This window comes from Paenibacillus sp. B2(2019) (genome assembly GCF_008370385.1).
Classification (GTDB): Bacteria; Bacillota; Bacilli; order Paenibacillales; family Paenibacillaceae; genus Paenibacillus_AQ.
Map to the genome: position 1 here is coordinate 339970 of NZ_VTZR01000013.1, position 13453 is coordinate 353422.

The 13453-nt window shown below is 45.3% G+C and carries 12 protein-coding genes; 5 read left to right on the forward strand and 7 right to left on the reverse strand.

Features of this window, described 5'->3' with window-relative positions:
- Positions 1 to 11 precede the first annotated feature (11 nt).
- The 4 genes from PAENI_RS12255 to PAENI_RS12270 all read right to left on the reverse strand — a co-directional run bounded on the left by PAENI_RS12255 (position 12) and on the right by PAENI_RS12270 (position 5095).
- The gene (locus PAENI_RS12255; RefSeq protein ID WP_149645428.1) at positions 12 to 1103 is read right to left on the reverse strand and encodes a carbohydrate ABC transporter permease; all 1092 of its coding nucleotides are present in this window, start codon (positions 1101 to 1103) and stop codon (positions 12 to 14) included.
- The gene (locus PAENI_RS12260; RefSeq protein WP_042194677.1) at positions 1103 to 2191 is read right to left on the reverse strand and encodes a carbohydrate ABC transporter permease; all 1089 of its coding nucleotides are present in this window, start codon (positions 2189 to 2191) and stop codon (positions 1103 to 1105) included. The genes PAENI_RS12255 and PAENI_RS12260 overlap by 1 nt, the downstream gene beginning before the upstream one ends.
- Before the next feature lie 142 nt (positions 2192 to 2333).
- Positions 2334 to 3758 carry an ABC transporter substrate-binding protein gene (locus PAENI_RS12265; protein ID WP_149645429.1) on the reverse strand — a complete coding sequence of 475 codons (1425 nt, stop codon included), beginning with the start codon at positions 3756 to 3758 and terminating at the stop codon, positions 2334 to 2336.
- 332 nt (positions 3759 to 4090) lie between these two features.
- Positions 4091 to 5095 carry a LacI family DNA-binding transcriptional regulator gene (locus tag PAENI_RS12270; protein WP_076297981.1) on the reverse strand — a complete coding sequence of 335 codons (1005 nt, stop codon included), beginning with the start codon at positions 5093 to 5095 and terminating at the stop codon, positions 4091 to 4093.
- 255 nt (positions 5096 to 5350) lie between these two features.
- Between PAENI_RS12270 and PAENI_RS12275 the strand changes: the two genes are divergently transcribed.
- The 4 genes from PAENI_RS12275 (at position 5351) to pepT (ending at position 9957) form a co-directional block, all read left to right on the forward strand.
- A complete protein-coding gene (locus PAENI_RS12275; RefSeq protein WP_149645430.1) occupies positions 5351 to 6364 on the forward strand; it encodes an LLM class flavin-dependent oxidoreductase in 1014 nt (337 codons plus the stop codon).
- 475 nt (positions 6365 to 6839) lie between these two features.
- Positions 6840 to 7943 carry a hypothetical protein gene (locus tag PAENI_RS12280; protein WP_149645431.1) on the forward strand — a complete coding sequence of 368 codons (1104 nt, stop codon included), beginning with the start codon at positions 6840 to 6842 and terminating at the stop codon, positions 7941 to 7943.
- Positions 7944 to 7974: 31 nt separating this feature from the next.
- On the forward strand, positions 7975 to 8628 hold the full coding sequence (locus tag PAENI_RS12285) for a sortase (protein WP_149645432.1): 654 nt from the start codon (positions 7975 to 7977) through the stop codon (positions 8626 to 8628).
- Positions 8629 to 8724: 96 nt separating this feature from the next.
- Entirely contained in the window at positions 8725 to 9957 is a 1233-nt protein-coding gene (gene pepT, locus PAENI_RS12290) for a peptidase T (protein WP_042192723.1), read from the forward strand.
- A 95-nt stretch (positions 9958 to 10052) separates the two neighbouring features.
- On the opposite strand, the gene PAENI_RS12295 is transcribed toward pepT, so the two are convergent.
- The 3 genes from PAENI_RS12295 to hxlA form a co-directional block, all read right to left on the reverse strand.
- Positions 10053 to 10430 carry a winged helix-turn-helix transcriptional regulator gene (locus PAENI_RS12295; RefSeq protein ID WP_036682121.1) on the reverse strand — a complete coding sequence of 126 codons (378 nt, stop codon included), beginning with the start codon at positions 10428 to 10430 and terminating at the stop codon, positions 10053 to 10055.
- An 85-nt stretch (positions 10431 to 10515) separates the two neighbouring features.
- On the reverse strand, positions 10516 to 11073 hold the full coding sequence (hxlB, locus tag PAENI_RS12300) for a 6-phospho-3-hexuloisomerase (protein WP_076284915.1): 558 nt from the start codon (positions 11071 to 11073) through the stop codon (positions 10516 to 10518).
- A gap of 7 nt (positions 11074 to 11080) precedes the next feature.
- A complete protein-coding gene (gene hxlA, locus PAENI_RS12305; protein ID WP_149645433.1) occupies positions 11081 to 11713 on the reverse strand; it encodes a 3-hexulose-6-phosphate synthase in 633 nt (210 codons plus the stop codon).
- A 263-nt stretch (positions 11714 to 11976) separates the two neighbouring features.
- Between hxlA and PAENI_RS12310 the strand changes: the two genes are divergently transcribed.
- Entirely contained in the window at positions 11977 to 13368 is a 1392-nt protein-coding gene (locus tag PAENI_RS12310; RefSeq protein ID WP_149645434.1) for an MATE family efflux transporter, read from the forward strand.
- Positions 13369 to 13453: the final 85 nt, after the last annotated feature.

A 13453-nucleotide genomic window follows, 5' to 3' on the forward strand; every position in this document is an offset into this window, starting at 1 on the left:
CAATGTTCAAATCAACCTTTTATTGATCCACCCATAAGCCCTCTGACGAAATACTTTTGCAGCAGGAAAAAAATCGCGAGCGGCATCAGCATGGAGATAAATGCAGCCGAGGTGAGTAAATGCCAGTCGTTGCCTCGTGAGCCTACTAAGTCGGCGATCTTCATCGACATGACCTGCACTGACGGTTGATTGCCGATAAAAATCAGCGAGACTAAATAGTCATTCCACACCCATAGGAATTGAAAGATTCCGATAGAAGCCAGTGCGGGCACAGATAACGGTAGAATCAGCCTACTGAAAATAGTGAAATGGCTCGCCCCATCCATAAAAGCTGACTCAAACAAATCCTTAGGAAGCTGACTGATAAAGTTATACATAAAGTAGGTAACCAGCGGTAATCCAAAGGCCGTATGCGCCAGCCAAATGCCCAAGTAACTTCCGTTCAGTCCAAGAGCTGTATAATCTTTGAGCACTGGAATAAGTGCCACTTGTATTGGAATAACGAGCATAGCGATAATGATGACAAAAAGTGTGCGGCGCCCAGGAAAACGTAGCCAAGCAAAAGCATAGGCGGCAAAAGAAGCAATTAACACCGGAATGACCGTCGCTGGAACAGCAATCGTCAGTGTATTCCAGAAGGCTTGCGACAATCCGGTGCCTTTTTGCACCGTTTCACTGCCATCGGCTTGCTTGAGCTTGTATTCCTTGCCCGAGAGCACGTTATTGTAGTTATCCAATGTGAGATCCGGTGTCATTTTCCAGCCTTGTTCCTGTTGATTTATGGTACGCGCTCTGCGGTTCTCCCACATCAAACGACTGCCATCGGCCTTCACGCCTGCCTTCAGCTGATCATCTGTATAGGTTTTGCCATTCACCTCGATCGGCTCCCGCAGATCCATATCTTTCGATAGCTGAAGGGTCTCTCCAGCCTTCCACTCCTGATGGGGAAAAGCTTTCCACCATCCAGTCTGCAGAATATCGGCAGCCGGACGGAAGGAGGAAATGAACAGCCCAAGGGTCGGAAGCAACCAAATGAAACAAATCACACCCAGCACGATATTAACAATCGTCTTGCTGCCTTTTCTCTTCTTTTTCCCGGCCATTAGAATCCCCCTTGCTTACGGAACTGACGTAGATTGATTATGATCACAGGCAACACCGCGATCAGCAGAACAATAGCCAGCGTGGAGCCGTAACCGAAATTCCGGTACATAAAGAATTGGCGGTAAAACTGTGTAGCCACTACCTCTGTATCGTATTGACCTCCTGTCATCACCATGACGACGTCAAATATTTTCAATGTAAAGACGATAATGGTCGTTGTCACAGTCAGAATGGTTGCTGAAATGTAGGGGATCATGATTCCAAAGAAGATCTTCACCTCATTAGCACCATCCACTCGTGCAGCTTCCAATATGTCGTCAGGAACTCCCTTAATAGCTGCCGAGAATATCACCATCGCAAATCCGGTCTGCATCCAGATCAGAATGATGATGAGGAAAAAGTTATTCCACGGCTGAAGCATACTCGTCCATGCCTGTGGTTCTCCCCCAAAATAAGTAACGATGGCGTTCAAAAGTCCAATTTGTTCATCGCCGGGTTGATAGTAATATACAAACTTCCAAATAACGCCTGCGGCTACAAATGAAATAGCCATCGGCATAAAAATGATCGATTTAGCTAGCTTCTCATAGCTGCTTCTGTCGGCAAGAATTGCAATCAAGAGCCCAAAAGCTACACATGCCAGTGTACCAACGAATACCCAAAGCAAGTTGTTACGCAGTGCCGTCGCCATTAGATGGTCGCTAAAGATCGCTGCATAGTTGCTGAGACCCACAAATTTCTCTGAAGAAGCATTGAAAAAGCTTAAATACAGCGTCCGCAGCGCAGGCAGCACCAATAGCCACCCCAATATAATCACTGCCGGACCAATAAAAATATAAGGCAATACCTTTCGGCGTACGTAATCAGGATATTGCTCGACTGCCCAGGTAAGTGTGTAATAGATCAGATAAACACCCAGAACCCCCCATAGAACAGCCAGAACCGCCGTTAGTAGCGGATTTAGCGTTGAATCCCGAAAGAATAAAAAGATCGAGCCATTAACAACAACATTGGCTATTAATACTAAAAGAGACAGCAATACCGCCCTAAGGCTTACCGTCTGCTTGGCTTTTAATTGTGGCTTCATTTGTGGTTGTGGTTGTAGTTGTGATTGTCCACCCATATTAGCTCCAGCTCCTCCTATACTCGTGCTTTGGAAAACAAAAAGAGGGGCAGAGAACCTTCAAATCTCGCTGCCCCTCTTTTAACTGTGTGCTTTCAATATTAGGTTAGTTGTTCCAGCCAGACTGGATTTGTTCCAACGCCTGATCCAGCGTCGCAGTACCGCTTACGTAGTCGGTCATGCCCTTCCAGAAGGTACCTGCGCCCACTTTGCCCGGCATCAGGTCAGAGCCATCAAAGCGCAGCGTGGAAGCATCCTGAACCAGCTTCGCCATCCGGCGATCGGATTCTGAGGTATACCAATCCAGGGAAGCATCATTCATTGGAGCAATTACGCCGCCCGATTGCACCCAGCTCTTAATGGATTCTCCTGTAGTAAAGAATTCCATAACTGCACGAACTTCAGGACGATCGTTGAACATCGCGTAAATATCGCCAGCAACTAGTACTGGTTTACCATATTGAGGGTCAATAGGCGGCAGGTAGAACCAATCATAATCTACATCAACCTTTGCGGTTTCAGGGAAGAAGCTTGTAATAAAGTTGCCGAGCATATTAAACCATGCTTTAGGAGGATTATTGAACATTGGTGCTGGGGCATCCCCAAACGATGTCGTCACGATGGATTTTGCACCACCATAGACATAATCCTTGTTGAGCCAAATTTTGGACATGGTTTCAACTGCATTCTTCACTTCTGGAGAGGTAAATGGCAGCTCACCTTTTACCCATTTATCGTAGTTCTCAGGTGTAGTTGTGCGCAGCATTATATTTTCTACCCAGTCTGTTGCCGGCCAGCCTGTTGCAGCACCACTCTCGATTCCAATAGCCCAAGCAGGATCACCATCTTTCGCAATTTGTTCCGTCAGAGCCATCATCTCATCCCATGTCTCAGGAACCTTGTAGCCTGCTTCATCAAATTGCTTTTTTGGATACCAGACCAAGCTCTTTACGTTACTGCGGTTCCAGATCCCCGCCATGATCTTGCCGTCTTTCCCGTCCATATTAGACATATCAAGCCAGCTCTTGTTGTAATTAGCCGTCAATTTGGCTTGATCCAGCACGTTAGTTAAATCGATAACCTTGCCAGTCTTAGCAATCGAGGCTAGCAGTCCCGGCTGCGGGAAATCAGCGATATCCGGAGCATTTCCACCGTCTACTCGAATGTTTATCGTAGCTTCGAACTCTTTTGAGCCCTCGTATTGAATATCAATTCCTGTCTTCTCTTCAAACTCTTTAATACTATTCTCAAATTTCACTTGGTCAGCATCTACGAAGGGGCCGAACATCGTTACTTTAGTTCCTTTATAGTCGCCCTTCATGGCTAGCTCTAGCGGAGATCCCGATGGCTCGGTGCTAGGAGCAGTTGTAGCTTTCTCAGTGTTATCTGCTGTTGGGCTGGTAGTCGCCGTAGGTGGATCTGTAGGCGCTGCATTGTTGTTATTGCCTCCGCCGCATGCGCTCAGCATCATAGTGAAGGATAAACACAGTACTAAAGCCAATGACTTTTTACGTCCTGAGGTTTTCTTCATCTTTTGTACATCCCCTTTAATGGTTTTAGAGATTGCTTCTGACTCAATCATCCGGTACCCTGGCATGTATAAGCAGCTTGTAGCAGATCACCTCCTTGCAAAGCTTTTCAGAATCTAAGGATCTATACTAAAAAAGAATCCAATAACAAATTCCAATTAATTGTAGCGCTTACATTTGTTATAGTATCACATGAAGTAAGCGTTTCCAATCTGTATTTGAAATGTTTTGGTAAAAATTATTTTTATTGTCTAAGCAAATATTCAAATGTTGCTTAAGACGAGCGCTGAATTCTGAAAAGCTTTTCAGAGGGTGGTACAGAAGTGAACTACCCCTATTTTTCTCGTGTAGATTCCCGCACAATCAGCTTATGCTCCATCTTCTCATTCAATACCTGCACTTCACCTGTTGTAAGCAATTCATGCAGCTTCTCGGCCGCACGATACCCTAACTCGTAAATTGGCTGTGCAATCGTAGTTAGCTTCGGGATGAACATACCCGACATCCTTAGATTATCAAACCCAATCACGGATACCTGACCTGGAACAAGAATATTACGATCCTTCAGATAAGAAATCGTCCCCATCGCGAATTCATCAGCAACACAGAAAACAGCAGTTAGCTCAGGGTAATCCGTAAATAGTTCGTGCGCAGCTTGATAAGCATGTTCAAACCGGTGACTGGCATATTTGCTCTTCACAATATTCTGCTGTAGCCCTGACTCTGTTAGTGCTCTTACAAATCCCTCATAGCGTGGTGGTCCTGATACGGAATTATCATGGTTAAAACCAATCATACCAATGTCTTTATGACCTAAATCAATCAGGAACTTTACCGCATCATAGGCAGCCGCTTCATCATCCACCTCCACACTTGGAATGTCGAACTCATCGGAATGCGAGGACACTAGCACAAATGGAATTCTACAACCGACCAATTTGTCATGATACTCAGGGTAAAGAAAATCACTGGCGAATACAATTCCATCCACCTGCTTCTCATGGAAGTTATCAATATAGGACAGTAGTCGTTCTTTGTCGCGGTCCGTATTGCAGATCATTAGACTATACCCAAGCTTGATACAAGCATCCTGCATCCCCCGAATCACCCCTGCGAAATACAGGTTCTCAATATCCGGAATAAGCAGGCCCAGTGTAAAGGACTTCTTGTAAATCAAACCACGTGCAAATGAATTAGGTTGATACCGCAATCGTTCTACAGCCTCCATCACTCGATTCCGTTTGCTCTCCACTACCGAATTCGGTGCATTCATAACACGTGACACTGTGCTAATCGACACCTCGGCCATTCTGGCAACATCTCTTATGGTTGGCTTCATAATGATAACTTCCTTTTTTAGGGAACTTTTCGATGTGATTATAGCAAGCCCGATTGGAAATAACAATAGAATTTTTGAAGCGCTTACATCACTTTAAACAATTCATCTTTCTTCCTCTTTCTCCACTCGGAAGATAAACGACTTACTTAAAGTGTGTATATAGTTTTATTACATGGTATACTATCCGAGTAGCGATATTCGTAGCTACAAATACTGCTCTATGAGCATAGAGCATTTATTATAGGAGGGATAACATTGAAACAACCTCGTGACATTCGATTCTCCATACTGGACCTGGCTTCTATTGTGGAAGGAGGGACCGCGGCAGACTCTTTTCATAACTCTCTAGATTTAGCTCGGAACGCTGAGAAGTGGGGCTATCATCGGTATTGGTTCGCTGAACATCATAATATGATCGGAGTTGCCAGCTCTGCTACCTCACTCTTGATCGGACATATTGCTGGTGGCACCCAAAGTATACGTGTTGGCTCTGGTGGCATTATGCTATCCAACCACGCACCACTTGTTATTGCCGAACAGTTCGGGACTCTCGAATCTCTATATCCGGGACGGATCGATCTTGGACTGGGCAGAGCACCCGGATCTGATCAACCAGCTTCCCGTGCGCTGCGTCGCGGGCTCGGAAGCGATGGCAGTGAATTCCCTGAGCAGCTAAGTGAGCTAAGAGCTTACTTCGACCCTGCAGGAGCAGGATCGCGCCCAGCTGGAGTACGCGCGGTTCCTGGGGAAGGCTTAAATGTTCCCATCTGGCTCTTAGGCTCCAGCGGCTTTAGTGCTGAGCTAGCAGCCAAGCTAGGGTTGCCTTTTGCCTTTGCTAGCCATTTTGCACCTGAGTATTTACTTCAGGCGCTGCACATATACCACAGTAATTTCCGTCCATCAGAAGTACTAGACAAACCTTATGTTATGGTCGGACTAGGGGTTACAGCAGCCGATACCGTAGATGAGGCAAGAAAGCTAGCTACCTCGCAGCAGCAGCAGTTCCTCAATATCATCCGCGGGCGTACAGGCAAGCTACAACCACCCGTTGAGAGTATGGATGGGCTATGGACGGTACAAGAAAAAGCAATCATGCTCGATAAGCAGCGTTATTCTTTCTCTGGCGATAAAGCAGTGATTAAAGAACGACTTCAAGACATTCTGAAAGAGACACAAGCAGATGAATTGATTATCTCCGCAGGGATTTATGATCATGAAGCTCGTCTTCGTTCCTATGAAATTGTAGCTGAGGCTATGAAAGAACTGTAAGATTGCAGTCTTAACAAGGCAGGACGTTATCTGAGTATCGGGAATTCTCCCGTTTCAGATATGCGTCTTGCCTTTTTTGTTTTGTTTTCGAAACCGTTCTTAATAAAACACTAATAAGATATTAAAAAACATAAAAATAAAGAGATATAGAGAGAAATCAACAGATAAACAGACCATATACTTATTATTTAAGCAAATATGATCTAATTAGTTGTAATACATCATTTTTCTTTGGATATCATTTTGATTATACTTTATATATTCGCTATAACGAACGATTTGTATTTTGGCTATGCCCTCTTTCTCCGTTCATTCAGAAAGATTCCGCCCACGAATGAAAGAGTGGTACTTTACAATACCACTTATTTCGACAATGTAGAATGGAATAATCGTTTAAAACGGAGGATTTTGCCGGAAGCCCGCAGATTTTGTTTTTCAACAGCTACAATGGGCTCAGGAGAAAGGAGCAAAGAAAGTGAAGAAGAAATACCATTCGGTCTTCATAGCTGCTTACGTTCTGATTATTCTGGTAGGAGTAATATGGCACGCTGGAGGGGTAAGCGCTCAGGATACCATTAAGCTTACTGTGAATTCTCATACCACGAGCACAGCCACCATGAACAATATGAAGCCCGGTGACGAAATGAGCTCAGAGTACACGATTATTAATGATGGCACAGAAGGCTTTGATTACTTTGTGGACTTTAAATTCATCTCTGGAGACGTAGAGTTGTACAATATTCTCCAAATGACACTCGAAAAAGAGGGAGTAATCATCTATTCGGGAGTGATGAGTGAGGCTGCTGGCAGAGTAACCATCGGTTCACTTGCTGGAGGAGAGAAGAGTGTAATTCAAATGGATGTAACCTTCCCATGGGAAGCCGGCAACGAATATCAAGGGAAGGCCACGACCGTAGCTTTTGAATTCTCCGCTTCCGGAGAACCAGGTCCAACCACCGAGCCTACTTCAACGCCAACAGCGACGGTTGCACCTACACCTGATCCATCACCTACAGCAACAGCAACAGCAACAGCAACAGCAACAACTGAACCTACTACAACACCTACTGAAACACCTACTGAAACACCTACTGAAACACCAGCAGCTACACCTGAAGCTTCACCGACACCTACGGTTGCACCAACCACAACACCTACAGATCCACCAACGAATACTGCTACACCTACGGATTCACCAACGACTACTGCTTCACCTACAGCTGTCGTAACACCAGGTCAGTCAGTGCCACCAACAGCAACACCATCGCCTACACCTACGGCTTCACCGCCTGCAGTCGATGAAATAAGCGTTACTGAAGAACCGATTCCAATGGGCGGAAGCAGTAATGAGCCTACACCTGCAGCGTCACCAGGTGCTGGTAGTCAAACCACCAGTGCAACACCTCAGCCAAGCGATGAGGTAGCCTTACCTGACGGCGACATTCCTTTGGGAGCACCAGAGGCAGGCAACGAGCTTCCAAATACCGCCGAGCCTTGGTATAACTTAATTCTGGCCAGCTTAGCTATTGCGGTACTCAGCGTGATCATCATGCGCAGATTGAAATCGAAGAAAGAATAACGTTTAGTAATTTAAGTCTGGAGGAGAGAGTATGAAGAAGCGTAATGGTGTCTTATTAACCGTGAAGCTAATCTTCATACTCTCTTTAGTTGTGCTGATTTATTCGATCGTCCAAGTCGTCAAAGCACCCATCGAGGCCAAGCAGGCCCTAAATGATTGGGCAAAAAAGAGGGAGGAAGCTATCGCCCGCCCCCTTCCAAATGAAGAGAACCCTCTCCCCAAGGGAATGGTCAGTTCTCCAAAAGAACAACCATCTTCTTCTCCCTCCTATAAAGAGGGTGAAGTGATTGGAGAAATCCGCTTCCCCACCTTAAATAAGAAGGTGGCTATTCTGGAGGGTACGGAAAGCCCTGAATTAAAAAAAGGAGCTGGACACTATATAGGTAGCGCAGCCATCGGTGCCGTCGGTAATAGCGTGCTTGCTGGACACCGTGATACCGTATTCCGCAATCTAGGAGAACTTGTCGCAGGAGATCTGATCGAACTGGAAAGCATGGACGGTACGTTCACCTATGAAGTCACAGGCAGCACGATTGTAGATGGGAATGAACGCGGCGCAATAAAACCAAGCGATAAGGCTATTCTTACCTTGATCACCTGTTATCCTTTTTCATACGTGGGATCAGCACCGGACCGGTATTTACTTACAGCGAAGCTAGTGAAGCAAGAAATATTGCCTCATTAAAGCTAATCTTAACTCTTAATCTTCCTCCTCAGGGATGAGACCGGATATGGAAAGTGATACTATATAGATACAACAGTAATGAGGAGATGACCCACAGTGAAAAAAGAGGTTATAGAACGGTTTATTTCGTATGCTCAAATGGATACCCAATCGAACGAGGATAATGAAACTTGTCCGTCCACTCCGGGGCAGATGGTGCTGGCCCACAAGCTGGTCGAAGAGCTCAAGGAGATCGGCATGGATGAAGTGCAGGTGGACGAGCATGGGTATGTCATGGCTACACTCCCAGCCAATACGGAGAAGGATGTTCCGACCATTGGTTTTTTGGCGCATCTCGATACAGCAACTGATTTCACAGGAACAAATGTAAAGCCACAGATCGTGGAGAACTACGATGGCAAAGATATTCTTTTGAACAAAGAATTAAATGTTGTATTGTCTAAAGCGAGCTTCCCAGAGCTGGCAGAATATAAAGGCCATACATTAATTACAACCGATGGTACCACCCTGCTTGGCGCAGACAATAAAGCCGGTATTGCCGAGATTATGACAGCTATGAATTACCTTCTTCAGCATCCTGAAATCAAACATGGCAAGATTAGAGTCGCCTTCACACCGGATGAAGAAATTGGCCGCGGACCTCATAAATTTGACGTAGCTGCTTTTAATGCTTCCTATGCTTACACTGTGGACGGAGGCCCACTCGGTGAACTAGAGTATGAAAGCTTTAATGCTGCATCAGCCAAAATCTCGGTTTACGGCGTCAATGTACATCCTGGTACTGCCAAAGGAAAAATGATTCATTCCGCAAAAATCGCTATGGCGCTCCATCTTAGACTCCCTGCTGAGGAAGCCCCAGAATTCACAGACGGTTATGATGGCTTCTACCACCTTAGCTCCATAGAAGGCACACCGGAATTCAGCAAGCTTCAATATATCATTCGTGACTTCGACCGCGAGAAATTCGAGGCACGTAAAGCCTTTCTTTCTGCCATCGTAGATGAATTCAAGAGCATCCATGGTGAAGAGAACATCGTGCTTGAAATGAAAGACCAATATTACAACATGCGCGAAAAAATCGAACCGGTGCGTCATATTGTCGATATTGCCCATGAGGCGATGGAGAATCTGAACATCACGCCGATCATCCGCCCGATTCGTGGGGGAACAGATGGCTCACAGCTTTCCTACATGGGTTTACCTACACCTAATATTTTCACGGGGGGCGAAAATTTTCACGGAAAATTCGAATACGCCTCTGCTGACAACATGGAAAAAGCGGTAAACGTAATCGTCGAGATCGCCAAGCTGTTCGAACAAAAAGCCTAAATCGTAATTCACGTCACTCCATATTGAACACAAAAAATCCCTGAAAAGGTCGATTCAGACCTCTCAGGGATTATTAATGTTCAAAGTCTATTCGATTAGCATCTTTCTTCCGGCGGCGTGTCTTTCCAGATCACGTTTTCCCCGTAATTCTTACCCCAATCATACATCAATCGAAGGACGGGAAGCAGACTCTGTCCATATGAAGTCAGAGAATACTCTACTTTTGGAGGAACCTCGGCATACACTTTCCGAAGAACCAACTGATCTTCTTCAAGCTCTCGAAGCTGATTGGTCAACATTTTTTGCGTGATATGAGGAATTAGCTTCTTCAGCTCACTGAACCGCTTTGTCCCTTCAAGCCCAAGATGCCACAGGATTATCAGCTTCCATTTGCCTCCAATCACCGCAAGCGTCAGTTCCTTCTCGCAGTTAATTTCCTTCAAGTTGATGCGATCTTTAATCTCGGTTGCCATAACTAAAGCGCCTCCTCTCTCCTGTTGTCATACTAACACAAAAACGAATAACCTCCTTACTAGGAAGGCATTCGTTTCTATACTCTCACTCTAAATTAGCATGCTTGCCGAACATCTGCTTAGTCGTCTGCCCCGTCTTCTCCATCATCCGCAGAATCACTGCATCGTAAAAGACTAACATCGTCTGTTCGAATAAAGAAGCCATTGGCTGAATCGTGCTGTAGCCTCCGCTGGTCTGATCTTTTGTAGACCCCGGCAGCTTCACTACATAGCTCGCTAAACGTCCGACGGTCGAGTCCGGCGCAATCGTAACGGCAATAACCTCTGCACCTACTCCTTTGGCCTTCTCTGCCATAGAGATCAGCCCCTTCGTCTCTCCTGAACCCGAACCGAGCACAAGCACATCACCAGGCTCAATACCCGGAGTTACCGTTTCTCCCACGACGTACGCTTCTTTACCGACATGCATGAGTCGCATTGCAAAAGCACGTCCCATCAATCCTGATCTACCAGCCCCGGCCACAAATACCTTATTCGACTGAAGAAGCAGTTCAGCCATTCGTTCAGCCTCTTGATGATCAAGCTGAGAAATGGAGCGCTGAAGCTCCTCTATAATTTGCTGCGCATATTTCAATGTGTCCATTGTAATCTTAAGCCTGGTTAACTAGACGTTTCATTTCTGCTGCTGCGGCCTTTTGATCAGCCTCACCCGTAATGCCTCCGCCAACGATAACAAGATCTGGATTCGCTGCGATAACTTCCGGAAGCGTACTTAGCTTGATCCCCCCAGCGATAGCGGTTTTAGCCTGTTTAACCACACTTTTAATTGCATTCAAATCTGCAAAAGAATTTTTCCCTTCCGCCTGATGGTCATATCCAGAATGTACGCAGATATAGTCTACGCCAAGTGCGTCCACTTCAGCCGCTCTTGCTTTGATATCCTTCACATTGATCAGGTCAACCAGAACCTCTTTATTCGTCTTCTTAGCTTCCTCCACCGCACCTCGAATGGTAGCATCATCAGATACACCAAGCACAGTAACGATATCAGCACCAGCCTCTACCGCCTTCATCACTTCATATCCGCCAGCATCCATGATTTTCAAATCAGCCAATACTGTCAAAGCAGGAAAAGCTTCCTTTATTGCTTTCACCGCATGCAAGCCTTCATTAATAACGATAGGCGTTCCAATTTCAACGATATCTATATATTCAGCAACCTCTGAGACAATCGCTTTCGCTCCCGCAATATCCACTAGATCCAATGCTAATTGCAATTTCATATTTATTTGCACTCCTTGTTAATATATTTTAGTAAGTCATGTACAAATTTTAGATCCTTACATCCTTTATGGGAAGTAGGCACTTTATTGTAATGTAGTTACCTGGAGGATACTAATGTGCTGCTGCCAGCTTTATTTTTGCAGACATTAATAACCTTTTGTCATATTTTTGTAGAAGTACTGCATTTTCATGAAAGCTGTGCTAACATTACAGTTTGTTTATGGAATAACAGGAATTTAATCATGATGTAAGAAGGTGTACAATGAAGCACAATAATCACCAAGAATTTAACCTTGTAAAACTAACTTGGCCGATATTCCTGGAGCTGTTCCTATTTATGCTCATGGGCAGTGTGGATACTTTTATGATCAGCTCTGTATCGGACGATGCCGTATCGGGTGTTGGCGCAGCGAATCAGATTATCGCGATGGCTATTTTAGTTCTCAGTGTAATTGGTAACGGCGCAGCGATTGTGGTCTCCCAATACCTCGGTTCCAAAAAACCTCTGGAAGCCGCTCAAGTGACCGGCAATGCCATTACCCTAAACCTGTTAGTAGGAATTCTCCTAAGTACGTTTTTGCTGATATTCGGAGGGACTCTACTAACTGCCCTGAATGTAAAAGGGGATATTCTCGTTTACGCTAAATCCTATATACATATTGTCGGGGGCGGTATTTTTCTCCAAGCATTAATCAATGCTCTGGCGACCACAATCCGTACGCACGGTTTCACTAAACAGACGATGGTCGTATCCTTGCTGATGAACATCATTCACGTGGTGGGTAACTACTTACTCATCTATGGTCATTTTGGACTTCCAGCGTTAGGTGTCGAAGGTGCAGCTATCTCAACGGTTGTCAGTCGGTTTATCTGTCTTATTATTTTCTTCTTACTGCTCTACAGAGTGATGGAGGTACGGGTGAAGTTAACCTATTACATTCATCTTTCCAAAAAATATGTACAGCAAATTCTCAAAATCGGCATCCCGTCCGCGTTTGAATCGATTATTTATCAATCTTGTCAGCTCGTATTCACGCTGTATATTACCTATCTGGGCGCCGAGGCTATGGCCACTCGTCAATACGCGCTCAACATTTCCAATTATATTTATTTATTCAGTGTAGCTGTCTCCATGGGAACCTCCATTATCGTAGGACATCTGGTGGGAGCTAGACGCCCCAAGGAGGCCTATACGCGTGTATTCACCAGTGTGAAGTGGGCACTTCTGGTCACAGTAGTAATAGATGTGCTTGTGATCGTCTTCCGGGTACCGCTATTCGGCCTCTTCACAGACAACGAGAACATTATTCTGATGGGGGCTCAGGTTATACTGCTTAGTTTCTTCCTAGAGACCGGGCGCACAACTAATTTGGTCATCATTAACTCACTACGCGCCTCGGGCGATGCGAAGTTCCCAGTATATATGGGACTGATCTCCATGGTCTGCATGAGCTTACCCCTTGGCTATTTTCTGGTATTCCAGCTTAACCTAGGATTAGCCGGTGTGTGGATTGCCACTGCGGCTGATGAGTGGACAAGAGCTGTCATTATGTATTTCCGCTGGAAGAGTCGAGCTTGGGAGAAACATGGACTGATTCAGCACGATGATGTAGAACACAGCGCGCCTTCCACTACCCCTGCAGCTGTAAATTAACGAATTTATTTAGGTGGTTCTCTAAGGTCATACCAGATCTTAAGGGTCCACCTTTTTTGTCGCTTCATGATTACATAAATATTAG